Here is a 22152-nt window from a genome sequence, read left to right as displayed (position 1 = left end):
GATCAGCGCCCTACCTTGTCTGTGTCGTGGGTCAACTCGATCTCTTGGCCGTGCGCGGCGTCAGGCAGCAGGGTTTCACCTGCAGTGTTGACGGCGACGGCGAAGTAGTGATCCTTGCCGGCAACCTTCGCACGCAGCGGGGCGACGTCGAGGCCGTAGTCGGGGTGCGAGGATCGCGGTGCGAAGCGGTCGCCCACGGGGAAGTCCTTGGGCGATGGCACAGTGCCGGGCACCTGGTGCAGGCGGCCCGATCCGGCTTCGATGGACAGGACCGAACCCAGCAGACCACGGGTGTACTCGTGAATGGGGTTGGACAGTAGCTCTGCGGTGGGAGCCTGCTCGACGACCTGGCCTGCGTACATGACAGTGACCGAGTGGGCGACCTCGGCAACGAGAGCAAGGTCGTGGCTGACGAAGATCATTGCGAAGCCAAGTTGATCGCGCAGGTTGTTGAGTAGCTCAATGACCTGCTTTTGAACTGTCACGTCAAGGGCGGTGGTGGGTTCATCAGCGATGACGAGCTTGGGGTCGCGGGTCAGGGCCATGGCGATGAGGACGCGCTGACGCTGGCCGCCGGAGAGCTCGTGGGGGTAGGACTCCAGGGTTCGCTTGGGGTCAAGGCCCACCAGTTCGAGCAGTTCTTCAGCACTACGGGTTCCACCGCGGCTGGTGAGCTGCTTCATCTGGGTGCGGATAAGCATGGAGGGGTTAAGGGAGGACAAGGCATCCTGGTAGACCATGGCCATTTCGTGGCCGAGGAGTGCCTGACGTTCCTTCACGGACATGGTGAGCAGGTCCTTACCCTCGTAGAGCACCTGACCGCTGATCTCAGCGCGCGGGTCAATGAGGCCCATGATGGTCAGTGAGGTGATGGACTTACCACAGCCTGATTCGCCCACAAGGCCCATGGTTTCGCCGGGGCGGACCGCGAAGTTGACGTGGTCAACGACGTTGACGTCTCCGTGGCGGGGGAACTTGATGCACAGGTCCCGGACCTCAAGGAGCGGAGCTTGGGTGCTTACAGGCACAAAACGATCGCTGCGTTGGCTTTCCACGGACTTGAGTGCGTCGAGGCGCCCTTGGAGGGTCTCACGCTGGGCAGCGTAGGAGGCGACAGGGTCAATGAGGAGTCGGTCAGCTTCGCGTTCAGTGTCGCTGCGGGGAACGTCCTTGACCTCACCGGAGGGGGCAGCAACCATAGCGTCGGTGATACCTTCAGACAGGATGTTGAGGCACAGGACGGTCAGCATGATGGCGATACCGGGGAAGAGGGCCTGCCACCATTCGCCGCGCAAGACGCCGGCTTGAGCGCCTGAGAGGATATTGCCCCATGTGGCGATGGGTTCTTGGAGGCCAGCACCGATGAAGGTCAGTGAAGCTTCCAGGATGATCGCGTCAGCGACAAGGACGGTGGCGAACACGAGCACGGGAGCTGCGGTGTTGCGGGCGACGTGCTTGACGAGGATCCAGGGTGCGCGCGCACCAGAGACGATGACGGCGTTGACGTAGTCCTCACCGTAGGCTGCGATCACATTGGCGCGTACGATTCGTGACAGCTGGGGCACGTACACGAAGCCGATGGCCATGATGATAATGAAGATTGAGCCGGAGGGATTTTCTGGGTCGCGCAGGACCAGGACGAGGACGGCCGCCAGGGCAATACCGGGAATCGACATGACGATGTCGAGGACGCGCATGATGACTTCAGCGATGGACTTACGTGCCACGGCGGCGATGGAGCCGATGATGGCACCCAGGATCAGGGCCATGCCGGTGGACAGGAGACCCACGGCCAGGGAGTAGCGGCCACCGTAGAGCAGACGTGAGTACACGTCGCGGCCGAGATTATCCGTGCCGAAGAAGTATTCGGCGCTAGGTGGCTGCCCCTTGATGTCGATGAATTCGGGATCGTGGGTGGCCAGCAGGGGGGCAAAGATCGCGGTGAGCGCGATGATGACCAGGAAGATGAGGGACAGGCGAGCGCCCCAGCTCATTGCGGAGAAGCGGTTGAGTCGCACTCCGGGGCGTTCCATAGCTGTGGTGAGTTTCTTTCGCATGATCACACCGCCCTAATACGCGGGTTGATGAGGACGTAGAGGAGGTCCACGATGATGTTGATGATGATGAAGGAGATGGCGACCACCAGGGTTGCTCCCTGAACGACAGTCACCCAGTTTTGCTGGATGCCTTCAATAAGAACGCGGCCCATGCCCTTGAGGTTAAAGATGATTTCGATGACGACGGCACCACCCATGAGGTAGCCGATGCGCAGGCCCAGAACGGTCACGGGGGTGATGAGGGCGTTGCGCAAGACATTGCGTCCGATGACGATGTGCTTGGGGATGCCTGCGCCCAGGGCGGTGCGTACGTAGTCGCGGTCGAGTTCTTCGACCATGGATGTGCGCACGACGCGGGTGAGCTGGCCGATGACGGGCACAGCGAGGGCGAGGGCGGGCAGGAGCATGCGGAGGAACCAGCCGGAGGGGTCTTCGGTGAAGAATGGCGTGGCCCCTGAAACGGGCAGGGTTCCCAGGAAGAGGAGAACGAGGAGGATAGCCAGCCAGAAGGAGGGAGTGGCGATACAGGCAACGGAGATGACGCGGATGATCTGGTCGGCTGCCTTGTCGCGGTAGATGGCGGCGATGATGCCAAGGGGGAAGGCGACGGCGACGGCGAGGATCAGGCCCAGGAAGGTGAGCTGCATGGTGACGGGGAGGGCTTCGAAGACCTTATCTGCCACAGAAAGATTGGATTGTCCGTAGACGCCGAGGTGTCCGTGGAGCATACCCCAGAGGTAGTTCGCGAATTGGACGAACCAGGGGTCGTTGAGGCCGTGTTGTTCACGGTATGCCTCGATCTGTTCGAAGGAGGCGGTTTCACCCAGTGCCGAGTAGGCCGGATCAATGGGTGAGAAAGACATGATGACGAAGACGAGGAAAGACACGCCCACAACCATCACTGGCAGGACGAGTAAACGTCTTCCAACGAGCCGAAGAAGGGTGTTCACGGGGGTTACTCCTATGAGCGGACCTGATTGTTGACACGAAAGGAGGGGCGGGCACGGTGTCCCGCCCCTCCTTTCGGATGAGTTAGGCGTCAGGCCAACTCAGTGTCACTGCTTGACAGTGGCATCGAGCAGGCTCAGGCCGGTGGTCGCAATTGGGGTGAAACCGTTGACCTTTTCACCGTTGTAGGCGGTGATGATGTTGCGGTGGAAGAGGGGGTAGAGGGGAACCTCACGAGAGATGAAGTCCTGAGCCTCGTCCCACTTCTTCTGCTGGTCAGCGCCTTCGAGGGTCACGGCCTCGTTGATGATGTTCTGCAGTTCGGTGAACTTCGCATTGTCGCCCTTTGCCCAGAAGGTGCGGTAGTCGGTCCACTTGCCAGGGCCGTACCACCAGTTCATGAGCAGAGCGGGGTCAGAGCCGAAAACGGAGGGGTCACCAGGGGCGACGGCCACGTCGAAGGTGGGCTCTTCAATGTCGAGGTTGTCCTTGTACAGTGCCGAGGAGGCCATCGACTGCAGGTTGACCTTCACGCCAGCGGCTTCGAGGTCGTTCTTGATCTGGGGTGCGAGGTTGGCGATCCAAGTGTGGTCGGTGGTGAGAAGGGTGATGCTCAGGTCAGCGACGCCAGCTTCAGCCAGGAGTGCCTTGGCCTTTTCAACGTCGTGGGGGTACTGAACTTCAGCTTCCTTGTAGTTGGGGTGAGTCTTGGGCAGGAAGGAGGTTGCTGCGGTGGCTTCGCCGCTCATGTTGTTGGCGATGAGCTTGTCAACGTCAACGGCGTAGAGGAATGCCTGGCGCACCTTAGCGTTGTTGAAGGGAGCCTTGTTGGTGTTGAAGAGCATGAAAGGCAGGTTGAAGCCGGGGACCTTGTCCACGGTCCAGCCGGCGCCTTCAAGCAGGGCGATGTTGTCGGCGGGGACGGATTCCATCACGTCAATGGAGCCGTCCTGAGCGGCGGTGGTACGAGCGGTGTCGTCCTTGAGGACGGACCACTTGAGGCGCTCAACGGTGGCCGGTCGGGGGCCGTTGTAGTGCTCGTTGGGCACTGCGGAGAGCTCAGATTCGGTGATCTTCTCGTACTTGTAGGGGCCAGAGCCAACGGGCATCTTGGTCAGATCGTCGTCGCTGGCAGCAGCGGGAACGATCTTGGCAACGGCCAGACGCTCCTTGACCAGAGTGAAGGGCTGCTTCAGGGTGACGGTGACGGTTGTATCGTCCTTTGCCTTGACGGCGTCAACGAAGCCGAGGAATCCTGCGTAGAGGTTACCTTCAGCCATGGTGCGTTCGAAGGACTTAACGACGTCTTCAACGGTGACGTCCTTGCCGTCGGAGAACTTGGCGCCCTCACGCAGGGTCACTTCGTATTCGGTGTCGGAGACCTTGGTGGGCTCGCCTGCAGCCAGTGCTGCGTAGACCTCGCCGGTGGCCATGTTCATTTCGTACAGGCCTTCGACAACGTGCCAGTTGCTGCCCATTGCCAGTGCGGAGGTCGTGTTGGAGGGATGATAGTTGGTGGTTTCGTAGGCGACACCAGCAGTGATTTCACCAACGGGACCAGCGGCTGCAGCGGGTGCTTCAGCTTCGCCCGAAGCGGGCTTTTCTGCGGCGGGGGTACCACCACCGCAGGCTGAGAGACCGAGGGCTGCAGCAGCGGTCAGGGCGATAAGCCCCGTGAACTTGCTTCGAGTGGAGCGCATTGCTTCCTCCCCTTTGAGTACCATTCAGTCCAACATCACCCTAGATGTCAGACATCAGACAATTTCTGATAGGTTCACGATACGATAGATCACAGCGTCTGTGCCAGCTCATCCAAAGACGTGACCGAACTGTTATAAAATCTTGTGTCTGGACATGCAACCACTGGAGGTGCACGTTAAATGGACTCCATTCGTTCTTCCCTTGATTTGCCTAACCAGGGCACCCAGAAGGTTCCCGCAACTTCGCGCGCCGAGGCAACCATGGAGGCGATCGAACGTTACATAGCTGAACACCGCCTTCAACCGGGTGATCCCTTACCTACAGAGTCTGAGTTCTGCACCTTCCTCGGCGTCTCCCGCTCCTCCGTGCGCGAAGCGATCCGCCAGCTCCAAGCCCTCGAAATCGTCTCTGTTCACCAGGGACGCGGCGCCTTCGTCGGCGAAATGACCCTGCGTCCCTTCGTCAAGTCCGTTCTTCTGCGCTGCTCGGTCTCCCCCGACTCCATTGAGGCCCTGCGCCAAGTCATTGTCCTACGCCGCGTCCTCGATCGAGGTATCGCCCAAGACGTACTCTCTGTCTTCGCTAACACCCGCAACGATGACCTGCATGAGCTCGTCAACGCCATGGAAGACAAAGCACGCCGCAACGAATCCTTCGTCGAGGAAGATATTGCCTTCCACTCTGGGCTTCTCCGCCCACTGGACAACCTCCTCATGGGTCAGCTCGTCGGTGCCATGTGGCGCATCCATATGGAAGCCCTCCCCTCCCTGCACCAATCCCCCCGTGATCTACTCGACACCGCCCTCGCCCACCGGGCGATGCTCCTAGCCATCGAATCGGGCGACGTCAACGCCTACCTTGAGGCCGTCAACGCCCACTATCAGCCGCTGGAGGATCTCCTCTCAGAAATGTGAGCACCCCCGTGAGGCGGCATTGGTACGTCTGATCGCCTCTGGTACGAGGCACCCCCCTTACCACAGGCGACGAACGCTACCGAAGGCGATCATTTCGCCAGAGCACCCCACACCCACGAAGCGGCCCACATACCATAGGCGCCAGCCGCTAGGATGTCAGCACTCCCCCAACCCCCACCACAGCCTTCACCTGGCTAAAGAAGGCCGAGGACTGCGAAACCCGCAGTTTCGGATCAAGCTCAACAATCGTCGTGCGCCCGGGTTCGCGCAGGTGCAGACGCACCGGCGACCCTCCGGGGAAAGCCTCAAGACACTCACGAAGCTCATGGAGCACAGCGTGGGTACAGCGCGACAGGGGCATCTCCAGATCGACCGGATCATCAGCGTCCTCGCGGACATCAAGAATCGTCATCGACTGTCCATACAGGGACAGTTGATCGTCGCGGATATTGACCTTACCTTCGACCTGCACAATGATGTCGGGGACAAGGAAGGACTGGATCGTCTCATAGGAACGCGGGAAGAAGAGGACTTCCACCGAACCCGACAGGTCCTCAACGGTGGCGATTGCCCACGCGTTGCCCTGCTTAGTCACCTTCGTCTGCACGCTTGACACCAGGCCAGCGATCTTTACATTCTGATCGCTCATGCCCTCGGCATTATTGACGACCTGCGCGATCTCATAATCCTGATGGCGTGCCAGGGCCGCGTCCACACCGCGCAGCGGGTGGTCAGAGACGTACAGGCCCAGCATCTCACGCTCTTCAGCAAGCTTTTGGCGCTTGTCGAACTCGGGAATGTCAGGAATCTCCACCGCGAAGGTCGGAGTGGAATCCTCCTCCATCCCCAGGCCTCCGAAGAGGTCAAACTGGCCAATGGCTTCATTGCGCTTGAGGTCAGTGACAGCATCCACGGCCTCATCGCAACGCGCCAGCAGCGCCCGGCGCGTATGCCCCAGCGAATCAAAAGCACCGGCCTTAATGAGGGACTGGATGGTGCGCTTATTACACACCACCGCCGGGACCTTATTGAGGAACTCATGGAAGGTTGCCGACGCGCCCTTTTCCTTACGAGTCTGCACAATCGCATCCACCACCGGCCCGCCAACGTTTTGGATAGCCGACAGGCCAAAGCGGATCGCCTCGCCATCAGGGGCGAAAGTTCCCATTGACGCATTGACGTCAGGCGGGAGAACCGTGATCCCCATGTGGCGGCACTCCGCCAAGTAGAGGGCACGGCGGTCCTTATTGTCCTTCGTCGAGGTCAGCAGGGCAGCCATGTATTCCGTGGGGTAATTCGCCTTAAGGTAGGCCGTCCAATAGGACACGAGGCCGTATGCCGCCGAGTGCGCCTTATTGAAAGCGTAGTTGGAGAAGGGGACGAGAATATCCCACAGCTCCTGGATACATTCTTGGGAGAAGCCGCGCTCGCGCATACCCTCGGAGAAGGGAATGAACTGCTGATCGAGGACTTCCTTCTTCTTCTTGCCCATCGCGCGACGCAGCTCATCTGCACCGCCCAGGGAATAGCCCGCCAGTTTCTGGGCGATCTGCATGACCTGCTCCTGATACACGATCAGACCATAGGTCGTACCCAGGATCTCTTCCAGCGGTTCTTTCAGCTCAGGGTGGATTGGCGTGATCTCCTGGCGCCCGTTCTTGCGCAGGGCGTAGTTCGTATGCGAGTTCGCGCCCATCGGACCCGGGCGGTACAGGGCGCCAACAGCGGAAATATCCTCAAAGTTATCGGGGCGCATGAGCTTGAGAAGTTCTCGCATACCACCGCCATCAAGCTGGAACACACCCAGGGTTTCACCGCGAGACAGCAACTCATAGGTGGCCTTGTCATCCAGGGACATATGGTCAATATCGGGCACTTCCTTGCCATTGAGTGCGATATTTTCCAGCGCATCCGAGATGACCGTGAGGTTACGTAAACCCAGGAAGTCCATCTTCAGCAGGCCCAGGCTCTCACAGGTCGGGTAGTCGAACTGGGTAATGATCGCCCCATCCTGAGGGCGCTTCATCACCGGAATAATGTCGGTCAGCGTGTGGGAGGACATGATGACCGCGCAGGCGTGCACACCCCACTGGCGGGTCAGGCCCCCCAGGCCCCTGGCATAGTCGACGACCTCGTGAATATCGGGGGTTTCCTCGTAATACTTGCGAAATTCGGCCGCCTCCGCGTAGCGCTTATCTTCAGGATCGAAGATGCCCTTCACCGAGATGTCCTTGCCCATCACCGAGGGTGGCAGCGCCTTCGTCAGCTGGTCGGAGGTCTTAAAGTCGCGCCCCAGAATACGGGCCGAATCCTTGAGGGCCTGCTTGGTTTTAATCGTTCCGAAGGTGACGACCTGGCTAATACGTTCCTCACCGTACTTGCGTTTGACGTACTCGATGACCTCATCACGGCGACGCTCGTCAAAGTCAACGTCAAAGTCAGGCATGGACACACGCTCAGGGTTCAAGAAGCGCTCGAAGATCAGGCCGTGCTCAAGAGGGTTGAGTTCGGTAATGCTCATAGCGTAAGCCACCATGGAGCCAGCGCCCGAACCACGGCCCGGCCCCACACGAATCCCCTGATCCTTGGCCCAACGAATATAGTCCGACACGGTCAGGAAGTAGCCGGGGAAGCCCATCTTGACGATGACGTCTTCCTCATATTCGGCCTGTTTACGCACGTGGTCGGGCACGCCGTTAGGGAAGCGCTCCTGCAGGCCGCGTTCGACTTCCTTAATGAACCACGAGGTTTCATCCTCACCATCGGGCACGTCAAAGCGGGGCATGTAGTTGGCGCCCTCAGCGGTGGTGTGGAACTGCACCTCGCAACGTTCAGCAATGTCCAAGGTGGCGTCGCAGGCCTGCGGCAATTCCTTCCAGATATCGCGCATCTCTTCGCTGGGGCGAATGTAGTAGCCATCGCCGTCGAATTTGAAGCGGTCCGGGTCAGACAGGCGCGAACCGGAGTTAATACACAGCAGAGCGTCTTGGATGACGCGATCCTCGTGCTTGACGTAGTGGGAGTCATTGGTGGCCACGAGAGGCGCGTTCATGAGCTTGGCAAGCTCAAGGAGTTGCTGCTGGGTGCGGCGCTCGAATTCAATGCCGTGATCCATGATCTCGACGTAGAAATTCTCCGGGCCGAAAATGTCACGCAGTTCTGCGGCTTCACGGACGGCCTCGTCCCACTGGCCAAGGCGCATGCGTGTCTGCACGGCGCCCGAGGGGCAACCGGTAAAGACAATGAGGCCTTCGTGGTATTCCTCTAGGAGCTGACGGTCAATGCGCGGCCACTTGCCGAACTGTCCCTCAGTGGAGGCACGCGATCCCATACGGAAGAGGTTGTGCATGCCTGTCGTGTTGTAGGCCAGCAGGGTCAGGTGGTTGTATGAGCCACCCGCCGACACGTCATCGGCCTTCTGCCAGGGCTCACCCCAGGTGACCTTATGGCGGTCAAAACGCGAGGTTCCCGGCGTGACATAGGCTTCCAAGCCAATGATGGGTTTAATGCCTGCCGCCTTGCAGGACTTGTAGAACTCGTAGGCACCAAAAAGGTAGCCGTGGTCGGTGATCCCCAGAGCTGGCTGTCCCAATCGCGCGGCTTCCGCAGCCATTGCCGCTGTCTTTGCGGCACCATCGAGCATGGAGTACTCGGAGTGGTTATGCAGGTGCACGAAGGAACTGTGTGAAGCCATGACTCGATCCTAGTCTGCTCGCTCCCCTGCCGGGCCACCATGCACGCTGATGGCCATCTCGCAGTGTTCAATCCCGGCATCCCAGAAGGTCTTGTCCGAGGTCGCCCGGTAGCCTAAACGCTCATAAAACCCGCGGGCCTGCAGCTGGGCGTCCAGCACGATGCGCGCCTCCACTCCGGCCGGAGTGAGCATCCGCACATAGTCGTGGACAGCCTCCACCAGCACCGCACCGACGGCCTGCCCGCGCGCCCGCGCAAGAACCGCCAGGCGTCCCAGATGGTAGTGGTGACCACCATCAGGGATGATGCGCACGGTGCCCACCACCACGTCGGGCTCGCGCACGCAGACAGCGGAGGGGAAAGCGTCGGCGGCGGCCTCGTCAATGGCGACGAGGTGAATGACGTCGCTGCAAAAGTCGCGCGCGTCGATTTCCAGGACCATGGGGACGTCTTGTTCCTCAACGAAGACCTCCCAGCGGACAGCGACCATGCCTCGGCGCTGTTGGGCGGTAGTAACGGGCTCGATCCGAATATGCGAGGCCACTGCTGGGGTTGGCGTCATGCGTCAGCCTCGCAGAAGGTCGAGGGCGGCCTGCAGGTCGGCCGGGTAGGGCGAGCGCACGAGGGTGGGCATCCCGGTGATGGGGTGGTTAAAGCCAAGTTCGACAGCATGAAGCCACTGGCGTTCCAAGCCTAACGCTGCGGCCTGGACGGGGTCGGCACCGTAGAAGGTGTCCCCTACGCAGGGATGTTTAATGGCCGACATGTGCACGCGGATCTGGTGGGTGCGGCCGGTTTCTAGGTGGATTTCGAGCAGTGCCGCACCGGGCATGAGTTCCAGGGTGTCGTAGTGGGTGATGGCGTGTTTGCCGCCCTCGATGACGGCCATGCGCCAATCCCTGCTGGGGTGGCGGCCGATGGGAGCGTCGATGGTGCCCGAGTCGGGGTCAGGGTGACCAGCAACGACGGTGTGGTAGATCTTGCGGACGGTGCGCTCTTTGAAGGCGCGTTTCATGACGGAGTAGGCGCGGTCGGACTTGGCGACCATCATTGCCCCGGAGGTGCCCACGTCCAGGCGGTGCACAATGCCTTGGCGTTCCGGCGGGCCGTGGGTGGTAATGCGGTAGCCTGCCGCTTCAAGGTTGCCCAGTACTGTGGGGCCGGCCCATCCAGGTCCAGTGTGGGCAGCCACGCCTACGGGCTTGTCGACGACGACGATATCGTCATCGTCGTAGAGGATGTCCATGCCGGTCACTGGTGTGGGGGCAGAGGGCGGGTCGGGGATGGTGACTTCGATAATGTCAGTGGCGCTTAGACGGTCGGATTTGCCCGCAGGAACGCCGTTGACCAGGACATTGCCTTCGGCTGCCAGTTCCGCGCAGCGCGTGCGCGAGAATCCCAGGAGGCGCGAGAGGGCGGCGTCAACGCGATCCCCCACGAGGGCGTCAGGGACGGGCAGGAAGCGCGTATCAGGCATGGGTGGCATCCTCGCTGTCAGCTGGTGTCCCACTGTCAGGATGCTTGCGCGAGGCCATAAGGACCAGGGCGGCTGCTGCAAGGACAATCCAGATGTCGGCAACATTACCGACGAACCAGCCGTTGTAGTCGATGAAATCCACGACGTGCCCGCGCCCCATGCTGGGGGGCTGGGTGAGGCGGTCATAGAGATTGCCGAGGGCGCCGCCCAGGAGGAGTCCCAGCAGCACGGCGTAGAGGGTTGTGCGCGCCCGCCAGATGGCGACGATGAGCACGACGGAAATGATGCCGGCAATGCCTGTGAGGACGAGGGTGAAGTTGTCTCCCAGGGAGAAGGCTGCGCCCGGATTAAAGACGAGGCGCAGTGAAAGGACGTTGCCGAGGACGGGAACGCGATGTCCGTCTGCGAGTGCTTCCAGTGCCCACCATTTGCTGGTCAGGTCGGTCAGGAGTGCAATAGCGGCGCTGATTGCACCCGCTGCGAGAACTGCGGCGCGTGTGGGGGGCAGTGGTGTCGTCACGGGTGTGGACTCCTCGAAATGTTGCGCTGGGGCGTGTGTGGGGGCGTCTTGTGCTGGATGATCTCGAGCGCAGTCGTGTCGGGCGGGGTCATGTCCGGGCGGGGCGCCTGGCGGTCAAGGTGTGTCGGCCAGTGCGACCACTCTTAACCGCACTAACGGCGGTGGCACCTGGTGCGCCGCCGCCGTTAGTGTCGGTATGGAGAGTGATCAGGCCTGTTCGCCGATGACTTCGCTGAGCAGGCTTTCGAGGTGACCGCGCAGCTGAGTGCGGTAGTCGGACTCGAAGTTACGTAGCTCGTTGATCTTGGCTTCCAGGAGGGAGCGATCCTGCTCGAGCTTGGTGAGGATGGTCTCGTGCTGACGCTGCGCGTCGGCAACGATTTCGTCACCCTTGGAGCGGGCTTCAGCGATGATCTGCTCGGATTCCTTGCGTCCGTCGCGCACGTATTCGTCGTGGACGCGCTGGGCGAGGGCGAGCATCGAGGACGCGGAGGTGGCATCGTCGGCGACGACGGGTGCGGGCTCCTGGAATGCTGCGGGAGCGGGCTCTTCGACGGGAGCGGGGGCGGGAACCTCGGCAACGGGTGCTGCGGAGAGTTCGGCGATGCGACGCTCAGCGGCTTCGAGTTGTTCCTTCAGTTCGGCGTTTTCGACGTTCAGGGTGTAGATCGTCTTGACGACCTGATCGAGGAACTCGTCAACCTCAACCTGGTCATAGCCTTCGCGGAACTTCACATACTGGAACTTCTTGCTAAGAACGTCCTCAGTCGTCAGAAGAGTCATTTGCTCACCTTTCGGTTGTGGTTAGTTGAGGCCGCGGAACGTACTTGCGCGGTGCCCTCCAGCTCCTTCACCGAAGCGGAGAACTGGAATACAACACTTGCATCATATCCGAGACTTGCCGTCACTGTAACTCTATTTTGACATGTCAGCAGCCGATGCCCCTAACGATGAGGGCCACATCTCAGCATTTCTTTTGTCTGTTCACAGACCAAGAGACAAGATCATGATGGCGATCCTGCGGGCAACGATAAGCCCAATAAAAAGAACCATAAAGCCCACGTCAAGAGATAGTCCGTTTCCTAAACGAAGAGCGGGGATCTTTTTACGGAGAAACATCAGGGGCGGATCAGTCAATGCGTAGATGACATTGGCCGCAACCAACACGATCCCCGAAGGGCGCCACTGAGGAGCGAAGAACTGCACCCAGTCAAGGATCATGCGCACAACCATCACCGTCAGATACAGGCTGATGGCCCAATAAAGAACGCTACCCAGAAGAAAAAAGACCACGTCAGTCCTGATCGAAGCTACGAGAACGACGCAGGTTCACCGCATCGTTGGTCACTTCAATACTCTGAGGCGACAGCAGGAACACTCGGTTCGTGACACGCTCAGCAAAGCCGTGCAGGGCAAAGGTCAGGCCAGCAATGAAGTCGATAATGCGGCGCGCCTCGTCCTCAGGCATATCGGAGAGGTTGACGATGACGGGCAGACCATCACGGAAGGCCTCGCCAATGCTCAGGGCATCGTTGTAGGAGGTCGGATGGACGGTGACAATACGGCTCAGATCGGCCCGACGCGCGGGGGCAGCCTCATGTTGTACCGGAGCCAGGGGTTCGACGGACTCTTCAGGCGTGGGGAAGTCAACGAGGTCTGCCTCGTATTCGTCAATAAAGAATTCGGGGTCGTAATCCTCGGGGGTGTACCACCCGAGGAACTCACGGGCTTTCGCACCAAAACCAGCCATTAGAGTCTCCTCAAACCAAAAAAACCTTGTGTCCACACGGTAAACCGCTTTTCTTGTCTCTCCGGTAAGACACTCCGATAACGAGCAAGTCCCCGATGCGGCTCAAGCGTTTTCTCAGGTCGGCACGATGATTGCCGCTTGACGTCCGCTGCGCGGATCACGCCGATGAGAATGCCACTGCACCTCCTCCAAGGTGCATCGGCCGTCGATACTGACCTGCGCACACCCGGCTTGGGCAAGCTGCGCGGCAGCGGCGCGCGGCAGGTCAAGGGAGGGCGTCCCCCAGCGGGTGTTTCCGGCAATATATGGATGGGCCTTCGCGGCGCTCTCCCGCATCTGGGCGGGGACCTCGTAGCAATGCCCGCAGATCGCCGGGGCGATGTAGATGCTGATCTCGTCGACAGCAACCCCCAAAGCCTGGAAGATCTCGAGCGCGCGAAGAAGGATCCCCGCCTCGAAACCGATCCTTCCTGCATGGACAGCAGCGACGACGCGCCCCTCGTCAGCAGAAAAGAGGATAGGCATACAGTCGGCAGTCATGACGGCAATCGCCGGAGCTTCACGCCATCTGCGGGCATCAACCACAACACCATCACAGGGCAGGGCTGGCCATTCCTGCACTGCCGAGGCACTCAGCCTCAGCGTCTCGGCGTCGATCGTGACCTCTCCCCCACCATCGCCCTCAAAACCGCCCTCGCTCCGTCTGACGAGGGCGACGCGGGCGGAGTGGGTCTGATCCATCCACAGCAGTGGACGGCCCACACCTTGGGCGAGGGCGGCGCGACGTTGGAGGACCAGCGCGGCATCGTCCCCGACATGCAGGCCATAGTTGTCGCGTAAAGGGGAAGTGCCCCGCTCCACCTGGGTGAGGTAGAGCGAGGCACCCCCGACAGACAGTTGCTCAATCATCGCAGGAAGTCGGGCAGATCCAGGTCAGGCGTGTGATCGTCCTCGTCGAAGATGCGAGGCACTTCCAGCGAACCGTCCTCGTAGGAGGTTGGATCGGCCTGCTGCTGCACCGGCTGCGCGGCGGCGGGGAAGATCTGGCGGGAGGGGACGTTGACCTCGGCGCGGTGCTGGGCCACCGGGGTCACCGGCGCTTCTGCAACGGGCAGGGTGCCCAGGCTACGAACCGGCGCGGCGGTGGAGCGTGCTGGCTGAGGGGTTTCAGCGGCGTAGGTGCTCACCGAGGGGGTCGGAGCCACCGGAGGCCTGCACGGTGGGGGCAGGGGGCACGGTGGGGACGGCCGGAGGGCCGGGCGCATCCGCGCTGCCGAGTTCGCTTCGGCCGTCTGGTCGAGGGGAGCATCAAAGCCAGCGGCGATGACGGTCACGCGAATCTCGTCACCCAGAGCATCGTCGATGACATTACCGAAGATGATATTTGCTTCGGGGTGAACGGCCTCGCGCACCAGGAGGGAGGACTGGTAGATCTCTTGCAGGCCCAGGTCCGAGCCGCCCTGGAAGAACATGAGGACGCCGTGGGCGCCGTCAATGGAGGCTTCCAGCAGAGGCGAGGAGATCGCCATCTCGACGGCGCGAACAGCACGGTCCTCGCCCGAGGCAGCGCCAATGCCCATGATGGCCGATCCCGCATCCTTCATGACGGACTTAACGTCATTGAAGTCAACGTTGATGAGGCCGGGTGTGGTGATGAGCTCGGTAATGCCCTGAACGCCCGAGAGGAGCACCTGATCGGCGGCTTTGAAGGCGTCAAGGACGGAGATATTCTTGTCGGAGATGTCGAGCAGACGGTCGTTGGGGATGACGATGAGGGTGTCCACCTCGGCGCGCAGGGCTTCGACGCCCTGGTCGGCCTGGACGGCGCGACGATTGCCTTCAAAGGAGAAGGGACGGGTGACAACGCCCACGGTCAGTGCGCCAGCGTGGCGAGCGAGGCGGGCAACGACGGGGGCTGCGCCGGTGCCGGTGCCACCACCTTCGCCGGCGGTCACGAAGACCATGTCGGCGCCTTCGAGGGCGTCGGCGATTTCGTCGGCGTGATCCTCAGCTGCCTGGCGGCCAACGGAGGGGTCAGCGCCTGCGCCGAGGCCATGGGTGAGGTCGCGACCGATGTCAAGCTTGGTTTCTGCCTCGGAGAGGATGAGTGCCTGCGCGTCGGTGTTGACGGCAACGAACTCGACTCCCTTGAGGTTGATTTCGATCATGCGGTTGACGGCGTTGACACCGCCACCACCGACACCCACAACCTTGATGACTGCATGTCCCTGATACTGGGCCATCGCGCCTCCCTCATTACCTCAACCCTCAACCTCAACTTGAAGGTTGACGTTTGCTTCACTGTCTGCCGCGGCAAAGGTATGCGCCGATAGGGGCTACGGCAAGGACATTGCTGCGCGTGTCGCACCCGATCAGAGTTTCCCCAGGTAAGTGACGTGCATCCTCCATGCAATGCGCAACATCATGCGTCAATTAGCCAGAGGTAACCGGTGAGGTCGGAGAGGACACATCGTAGATCTTCGCCTCACGCTGGTTGACAAGTACCTCAAGCACGCGGGCCTTCAAGGCCTCATCCGTCAAAGTCCCCCAGCGCACCTGGCGCCCATCCTGGAGGGCAATCGTCAGCTGATGATTCGCCACCGTCATGGATTCCACGCGGCCGCGCAGCTCCTCAGACAACGCAGCCCAGGCCGTGTTGACACCACGCGTATTCTGCTCACGCGACTCCACACCATCAGGGAAGAGCACGAGCGGCAGGCCACTCGGACGCTGGTCAAGACGGGCAAGCTCAATGCCATCCTCATCCACTGTCACAAACGCCCCATCCACCTGCGTGACAAGCACGGGAGTACGCAGGCTGAAGGTGACCTCAACACCATTGGGCCAACGTTTAGAGACCGTCGCATCCTTCACCTGCGGGATGCTTTCGATACGTTCTTCCACCTCAGCGGTGCTCAAGCGCGTCAGCGGCGTTCCCACAAAGGGCAGGACCTGGGTATGAACCTCCTCTGAGGGCGAGTTCTCCGCCGGGCTATTGATCTGAATGCCCTCAACACTCAAGGCAAAGAGGGCGGAGAAGAACACGACCCACACGAGGACCGCGCCAAGGACGACAGCGCCCACTGCGCTGGCCAGATGCAGTGCGCTTAAACGCTTACGCGCTCGTAAGCGTTCCTCAATGCGTTCAACACGCGCTTCCTGAGGGGCCTCTTCGCGGGGGCCCAGAATATCGGCGGCATCATCAGCACCCATCGGGCTACGCATCCGACGGATGGCCCTGCCCTGCTCCTCCGTTCGAGTGCCACGCGCTTTACGTTCACGCGCCTCGCGCGCCAGCTGCGCACCTTGGCCCGCGTAGCGTTCGCGGCGGAGGCGCTCTCGCGTCGCCCGCGCAGCGGAAGGGGCGTCAGTAGGCGAGGGGTGAGCCGAGGGTGACGTGACTGGCGAGGGCGCCACGGGGGCCTCGCCCGGCTGCGCAGTCAAAGCAGGGGCAGGCGGGGCAGCGGGCGCACCGGCCGAAGGAGCGGCAGCGGAAGCCTCGCGGATGGAGGATCCCGAGGAGGGCGACGCAGGAGCAGATGGCTGCTGCGGACGCGGCTGACGGCGTGGACGAGGAGGATTCTTCACGAGGCATCCACACTTTCATCCCCTGCGCCCCCGCAACCCCACTCGCCGAGCACCACAGGCGCAACCTGGGTGATGGAGCCAGCCCCCATCGTCATCACAAGGCCCCCTTCGGGCGTCAGCTGGGCGGCCAAGCGAGCGGCCTCAACCATGTCTGGCACATAGCGCGCCCCGGGCAGATGCCGGGTGATGACCTGCGAGTCAACCCCCTCGAGAGGATCTTCACGCGCGGCGTAAATATCGCACACGATGACGGTGTCGGCAGCGCTCAGGGCCTGCGCGAAACGCTCAGCAAAAGACACGGTGCGCGAGTACAGATGCGGTTGGAAGACGACACTCAGGTGTCCCTCCCCCACGACCGTGCGCGCCTGCGCGAGGGCGGCAGCAACCTCAGTAGGGTGATGGGCGTAGTCGTCAATGACACGCCTACCCGCGCACTCGCCCCGCCACTCGAAGCGGCGGGCAGTGCCTCGGAAGGATGCCAGGCCCTCAGCCATGGCGTCAGGTTCAATGCCCAGCCACACGCCGCTGGCCCACGCGCCAGCCGCATTGAGGACATTATGCTCACCCGGCACAGCCAGGCGCACTTCCTGAGAGAGCCTGTGCTCGCCACGCTGCCAGGTCACCCGCGCGCTGGCAGCAGCTGGCGCGCACGCAAGCCCCTCAACGACCACATCGGGGGTGGCCAGGCTACATTCAGGGCGGCCGTAGCGGATGACCTCGTAGCCGCGTTCCTGGGCGTAGTCGGCAAGGCGCGCCGCCCCCGCATCCTCAACACAGGTGACGAGGACGCCGCCAGGCAGGAGACGAGCGAGGAAATCACGGAACACCTCCTCGAAGGCTTCCGTGGAGCCGTAGCGGTCCAGGTGGTCGGGCTCAATATTGGTCACCAGCTCAACCGTGGGAGTGTAATTCAAGAAGGAGCCGTCGGATTCATCGGCCTCAGCAATAAAAATATCGCCTGAGCCCACCATCGCCCCCGACCCCAATTCCGGCAACACCGAGCCCACTGCGGCTGAAGGATCAACCCCCGCATGACGCAAAGCCATGGTGAGCATCCCCGAAGTCGTCGTCTTCCCATGAGCGCCAGCAACCGCAACAAAACGCATGCCCTGAGCGGCAAGAGCAAGGGCGACGGAGCGGTGGATGACCTCCTGGCCGCGCTCCTTCGCCACAGCGAATTCAGGATTCCTTGGGCGAATCGCTGAAGAGACCACCACCGTTGCAGCCGGATCCAGATGCTCAGCAGCATGGCCAACATAGGCGGTCATTCCCATTGCCCGCAGATGATCGAGAGCAGGCGAATCCGCCTGATCGGAGCCGCTCACCTGAGCCCCCCGTGCGTGGAGGAGCTCAGCGACGACCGACATGCCAGCGCCGCCCATACCAATGAGATGAAAATGGCGGCCCGAAAGATCAAGGGGCTGCGTCAGCTCCGTCATTACTTCACCTGTTCCATGATTGCTGTAGCCAGCTGATCGGCGGCATCGACAATCCCCAGGCCAGCCGTTGCCTCACGCATCTGTCGGTACTCTCCACCGGTCAACAAAGGGAAGATCGTTGTGCGCACATAAGCCCCATCCAGTTGCGCGTCGGCAATCATGAGCGCACCCCCCGCAGCCACATGATCGGCAGCATTCAGGCGCTGCTCGCCATTACCAATAGGCAGAGGCACGTACACGGCCGGGATGCCCAGGGCAGTTAATTCCGCAACCGTGCCCGCACCCGAGCGGCACACCACCAGGTCCGCCACGGCCAAAGCATCCTCCATGGTCGTCAGGTAGTCCATGACCACCCACCGGTCCTCAACAGCCGTGCCCTTGAGGGCCTCACGCACAGCAGAATCCTTGCCCTTGCCCGTCAGATGCAGCACCTGCACATCCATCGGCAGCGAGGAAGCCTCCCCCACCATCACTTCATTGAGGTGCTGAGCTCCCAAGGAACCACCCGTCACCACCATCGTCGTCATGTCCGGGTCAAGGCCCAGCCGCTCAGCCGCCGCCTGACGCGCAGCCTTCGCCCCCTCAGGCGTCGAACGCTGCTCAGACAAATCCGCCAACACAGGACGCAGAGGCAAACCCGTAACAATAGTGGCACCATTCTTAGCCACCAAAGGAGTGGAGGCAAAGGTCAACGCCACAACCTTCGCAATAGCAGCACCAACCTTATTCGCAAGACCCGGGCGAGCGTTCTGCTCGTGCACGACCACCGGAACACCCAGCTTCTTCGCGGCGCGATAGGCCGGCGTTGACACGTACCCGCCAAAGCCAACCACCACGTCAGCGCCACGGATCTCGTCTTCAGCCTTGCGAGTAGCCTCGTGGAAACGCGCGGGGAAGGTCAGCAACGCCGTGTTCGGGCGACGAGGGAACGGCACCCGCGGGATCACCGCGAAAGGAAAACCCGCGTCAGGAACCAGCGTCGCCTCCAAGCCCTCTGCAGTGCCCAGAACAGACACCTCACATCCGCGTTCGCGAAGGACATGCGCTGTGGCCAACAAAGGGTTGACGTGACCTGCGGTTCCCCCGCCCGCCATGACGATCCGAGGTGTCATTGCGCGGCCTCCTTATGACTATGCCTCAACAGATACACTCTGTGTGAGACACTACAACACTTCCCTCCCTCCTTGGCCACAAAATGGGCCAAGCGGGAGCATTCAGACGTATTTCACGGCACTCGCCGAACGACGAGGCCGAGCGACCCGCGGATCGCGCCCAGCGGAAGCCTCGTCCGGGCGACCCAACTGGCGCATCCCCGCATCATTGCGCGCAATCGACAACACCACGCCCAAGGCAATACTCGTAAAGAGTAGGGAAGACCCACCCGAGGACACGAAAGGCAGGGGCACACCAATCACGGGACCAATATTGCTCACCGAAGCGATATTGATCAACGCCTGCACGCCAATCCAACTGGCCACACCGCCAGCAACCACGCGGTCAAAAAGAAGCGGCGTATGCCCGCACAATCGCAGCAGACCCCACAAAAGCACGCCAACGCACAACAACACCACCGTCGAACCAAAGAAGCCGAACTCTTCACCAATAATGGCCAAGATAAAGTCCGTGTCAGCCTCTTGCAGATAGTTCCACTTCTCACGCGAAGCACCCGGCCCCACGCCAAACAAGCCACCCGTCCCAAAAGCCCACATAGCATGGTCAATCTGAGTGGGAGCAGACAGGCTACGCTCCGGCTTAGCCCACGGCAGGATCTCCATGACGCGCTTAATGCGCGTGGGGTTGCTCAGGACCAGCAGGACACTCACCGGAATCAGAGCAGCAAAAAGAATGGCAAACCACTTCTTCGGCAGATCAGCGACCCACAGTGCGCCCATGCACGCCAAAGCCATCACCATGGCGGTACCCAGGTCACGGCCCAACATCACCGCCAAAAGAGCAAGAACAATCGGCACTCCCGCCAGGACAAGGATCTGCCAGGGATCCTTCAAGCGGGTGCCAGGCCGACTCAGGATCCACGCGAGGAAAAGAATAATGCCCAGCTTGAGGATCTCCGAGGGCTGCAACAGGAAGGGCAGGCCAGGGATACGCACCCAGTTCGTATTACCGCCCTCAGAAGCCCCCAAGGGCGAAAGCACCAGGGTTTGAGCAAAGAGCGCACCCAGGAACGCCGCCCACGCAAAGGTACGCCACCAGTGAGGGCGGAAGAATTGCACGACCCCCATTGCGGCAAGAGCGAAAAGAACGAGCATCACAGGCTTCAAGAAAGCCTTGTAGGGGTCCTTCTCTGAGGCAATATTCATCACCGCCTGCGAGGAGAACGCCATCATCAGGCCAATAGCAATGAGCAGCAACGCCGGGACCACAATGAGGTAAAAAGTCGTCACCGCAGAGTACTCGCGCTGTGAGTTTCCCGAGCGTTCAAACTCAATACGAGGCAGACGCAGCCTGTCGAATAGGGAGCGGATCCTTAGTGCCATGAGGAGTCCTGTTCCTCAGTCGCACGGCTGCCAGGCAGGTCGCACTTCGGTTCGTCCGCGCCCTGCTTCCCCTGCTGTGAGATGGCCTGGCTGGCCTGCCATTGCTCAGCCAGTCGCCGCACGGCGTCAGCGAAGACCTCGCCGCGCTCGCTGTAGCTGGAGAACTGATCCCACGAGGCTGCCGCCGGTGCGAGCACCACGGTATCGCCAGGACGGGAGAGGGCAACGGCCTCGTTGACGACAGAGAACATCCAATCCTCATGTCCATCGACCTCAACGACAGGAACCTGCGGCGCCTGAGCGGCCAGCGCGGCACGCAAGACACTACGGTCCTCACCGATGAGCACCACCCCGCGCAGGCGATCAGCCACGGCGGCCACGCACTCGTCAAACTCCTGGCCCTTCGTATCGCCACCCGCAATCCAGATGGCTGTGCCCTTCGGGACACCCAACAAAGAGGCCACCGCCGCGTGAGCGTTCGTCGCCTTCGAGTCGTTAATCCACGCCATATCCGCAGCATGAGCAACCAATGCGCGGCGGTGCCCGGCAGGCTGGAAGTCACGCAGACCCTGAGCAACAGCTTCCGGGGCAACGCCGTGAGCGCGCGCAAGAGCGGCCGCAGCCAGCGCATCAGAAACAACAGCGGGAGTCAGATGCGTACCAAAAGCCGGGGTGAGATCCTCCAGATCGGCCAGGAAAGCCGCCTCCTTCTGCCGGTTGGCAACGAACGCCCGATCCACGAGGGCGCCCTCCACCAAGCCAATCTGAGACACCGCCGGAGTTCCCAGGGTGAAGCCAATGGCTCGCGCACCCTCAATGACATCAGCCTGCTCAACCATGCGCTCCACCGCACGATCCTGACTGGGGTAGACGCAAGCGACCTGCGTGTTCTCATAAATGCGGGCCTTCGCAGCCGCATACTCCACAGCACTGCCATGCCAATCCAGATGATCAGCATCCACATTGAGGCACACCGAGGCCTGAGGACTCACAGTCGAGGTCGTATACAGCTGGAAAGAGGACAACTCCACGGCAAAAACCGTCGCATCAGAGTCAATAGCCTCCACAATCGGGGTGCCAATATTGCCCACCTCAAGGGCGCTCTCCCCCGCTGCGCGCAGAATCGACCCGAGCATCCCCACCGTCGTGGTCTTCCCATTCGTACCCGTCACGCACAACCACGGGCGCCCCGCCTGAGGGCCCTGCTCCTGCAAACGCCAGGCCAGCTCAACCTCGCCAATCAGGGGAATGGACGCTGCGGCGGCGGCCTCGAAAATCGGGGCATGCTGCGCCACCCCAGGGGAAACGACAATGAGCCCAGGGGCGGCAGCCACGACCGCCTCCGCAAGCAGGCGCGAGTCAGGCTCAATGCTGACCTGCACGCCCTCCATCACCACCTCGGAGGGCTTTTGCTCCCACACGGCCACACGTAGGCCGCGCGCAAGGAGAGCCCGGGCGCAAGCCTGGCCCGACTTCCCCCACCCGATGACGGCAATCAGCGAATCCGTGCCCGCACCAACAGGCAGTGCGGCGGCCGACGTCGCGTCCGACAGCAAAGCAGAAGGACCGT

Annotated in this window: 18 protein-coding genes; 1 reads left to right on the top strand and 17 read right to left on the bottom strand. The window is 61.4% G+C overall.

The genetic code is table 11. The annotated features are described in order from the left end of the window. Positions 1 to 2: 2 nt before the first annotated feature. The 3 genes from HWX48_RS01500 to HWX48_RS01490 all read right to left on the bottom strand — a co-directional run bounded on the left by HWX48_RS01500 (position 3) and on the right by HWX48_RS01490 (position 4705). Complete coding sequence (locus HWX48_RS01500; RefSeq protein ID WP_175953962.1) at positions 3 to 2057, bottom strand: dipeptide/oligopeptide/nickel ABC transporter permease/ATP-binding protein; 2055 nt, start codon at positions 2055 to 2057, stop codon at positions 3 to 5. A 2-nt stretch (positions 2058 to 2059) separates the two neighbouring features. Further along, positions 2060 to 3007 (bottom strand): ABC transporter permease, encoded by a 948-nt coding sequence (locus tag HWX48_RS01495; RefSeq protein WP_175953960.1) that lies wholly within the window; start codon positions 3005 to 3007, stop codon positions 2060 to 2062. Between the two features lie 105 nt (positions 3008 to 3112). Continuing rightward, positions 3113 to 4705 carry an ABC transporter substrate-binding protein gene (locus tag HWX48_RS01490; RefSeq protein ID WP_175953957.1) on the bottom strand — a complete coding sequence of 531 codons (1593 nt, stop codon included), beginning with the start codon at positions 4703 to 4705 and terminating at the stop codon, positions 3113 to 3115. 180 nt (positions 4706 to 4885) lie between these two features. Here HWX48_RS01490 and HWX48_RS01485 point away from each other — a divergent pair, with 180 nt between their 5' ends. Next, positions 4886 to 5620, top strand: a complete 735-nt coding sequence (locus HWX48_RS01485) for a FadR/GntR family transcriptional regulator (protein ID WP_254872904.1) — start codon at positions 4886 to 4888, stop codon at positions 5618 to 5620. A 148-nt stretch (positions 5621 to 5768) separates the two neighbouring features. Here HWX48_RS01485 and dnaE read toward each other — a convergent pair whose 3' ends face one another. From dnaE to murD, 14 genes are all read right to left on the bottom strand, one after another. Continuing rightward, positions 5769 to 9314, bottom strand: a complete 3546-nt coding sequence (dnaE, locus tag HWX48_RS01480; protein ID WP_175953954.1) for a DNA polymerase III subunit alpha — start codon at positions 9312 to 9314, stop codon at positions 5769 to 5771. A 9-nt stretch (positions 9315 to 9323) separates the two neighbouring features. Continuing rightward, complete coding sequence (locus tag HWX48_RS01475) at positions 9324 to 9875, bottom strand: GNAT family N-acetyltransferase (protein ID WP_217701569.1); 552 nt, start codon at positions 9873 to 9875, stop codon at positions 9324 to 9326. 3 nt (positions 9876 to 9878) lie between these two features. Beyond that, positions 9879 to 10790, bottom strand: coding sequence for an RluA family pseudouridine synthase (locus tag HWX48_RS01470; protein WP_175953952.1), 912 nt, complete (start codon positions 10788 to 10790; stop codon positions 9879 to 9881). Continuing rightward, positions 10783 to 11310 carry a signal peptidase II gene (gene lspA / locus HWX48_RS01465; protein ID WP_175953950.1) on the bottom strand — a complete coding sequence of 176 codons (528 nt, stop codon included), beginning with the start codon at positions 11308 to 11310 and terminating at the stop codon, positions 10783 to 10785. The genes HWX48_RS01470 and lspA overlap by 8 nt, the downstream gene beginning before the upstream one ends. A 207-nt stretch (positions 11311 to 11517) precedes the next feature. After that, positions 11518 to 12093, bottom strand: a complete 576-nt coding sequence (locus tag HWX48_RS01460; protein ID WP_175953948.1) for a DivIVA domain-containing protein — start codon at positions 12091 to 12093, stop codon at positions 11518 to 11520. 201 nt (positions 12094 to 12294) lie between these two features. After that, positions 12295 to 12603 carry a YggT family protein gene (locus HWX48_RS01455; RefSeq protein WP_303048059.1) on the bottom strand — a complete coding sequence of 103 codons (309 nt, stop codon included), beginning with the start codon at positions 12601 to 12603 and terminating at the stop codon, positions 12295 to 12297. 1 nt (position 12604) lies between these two features. Next, entirely contained in the window at positions 12605 to 13060 is a 456-nt protein-coding gene (locus HWX48_RS01450; protein ID WP_175953946.1) for a cell division protein SepF, read from the bottom strand. Positions 13061 to 13174: 114 nt separating this feature from the next. Continuing rightward, on the bottom strand, positions 13175 to 13969 hold the full coding sequence (locus HWX48_RS01445; protein WP_175953944.1) for a polyphenol oxidase family protein: 795 nt from the start codon (positions 13967 to 13969) through the stop codon (positions 13175 to 13177). Continuing rightward, positions 13966 to 15303 carry a cell division protein FtsZ gene (gene ftsZ / locus HWX48_RS01440; RefSeq protein ID WP_175953942.1) on the bottom strand — a complete coding sequence of 446 codons (1338 nt, stop codon included), beginning with the start codon at positions 15301 to 15303 and terminating at the stop codon, positions 13966 to 13968. Before ftsZ ends, HWX48_RS01445 begins: the two co-directional genes overlap by 4 nt. Positions 15304 to 15493: 190 nt before the next feature. Continuing rightward, complete coding sequence (locus HWX48_RS01435; protein ID WP_175953941.1) at positions 15494 to 16648, bottom strand: cell division protein FtsQ/DivIB; 1155 nt, start codon at positions 16646 to 16648, stop codon at positions 15494 to 15496. Beyond that, the gene (gene murC, locus HWX48_RS01430; RefSeq protein WP_175954327.1) at positions 16645 to 18078 is read right to left on the bottom strand and encodes a UDP-N-acetylmuramate--L-alanine ligase; all 1434 of its coding nucleotides are present in this window, start codon (positions 18076 to 18078) and stop codon (positions 16645 to 16647) included. Before murC ends, HWX48_RS01435 begins: the two co-directional genes overlap by 4 nt. A gap of 8 nt (positions 18079 to 18086) precedes the next feature. Next, positions 18087 to 19199: a glycosyltransferase gene (locus HWX48_RS01425; RefSeq protein ID WP_175953939.1), complete on the bottom strand. Its 1113-nt coding sequence runs from the start codon at positions 19197 to 19199 to the stop codon at positions 18087 to 18089. Positions 19200 to 19301: 102 nt separating this feature from the next. Further along, positions 19302 to 20582 carry an FtsW/RodA/SpoVE family cell cycle protein gene (locus HWX48_RS01420; protein ID WP_254872903.1) on the bottom strand — a complete coding sequence of 427 codons (1281 nt, stop codon included), beginning with the start codon at positions 20580 to 20582 and terminating at the stop codon, positions 19302 to 19304. Further along, on the bottom strand, positions 20573 to 22108 hold the full coding sequence (gene murD / locus HWX48_RS01415; protein ID WP_217701572.1) for a UDP-N-acetylmuramoyl-L-alanine--D-glutamate ligase: 1536 nt from the start codon (positions 22106 to 22108) through the stop codon (positions 20573 to 20575). The genes HWX48_RS01420 and murD overlap by 10 nt, the downstream gene beginning before the upstream one ends. Positions 22109 to 22152: the final 44 nt, after the last annotated feature.

The sequence above is a fragment of the Schaalia sp. Marseille-Q2122 genome (assembly GCF_903645355.1).
Taxonomy (GTDB): Bacteria; Actinomycetota; Actinomycetes; order Actinomycetales; family Actinomycetaceae; genus Pauljensenia.
The sequence above is the reverse complement of the archived record's forward strand: the minus strand, read 5'-3'. Positions and strand labels throughout refer to the sequence as shown.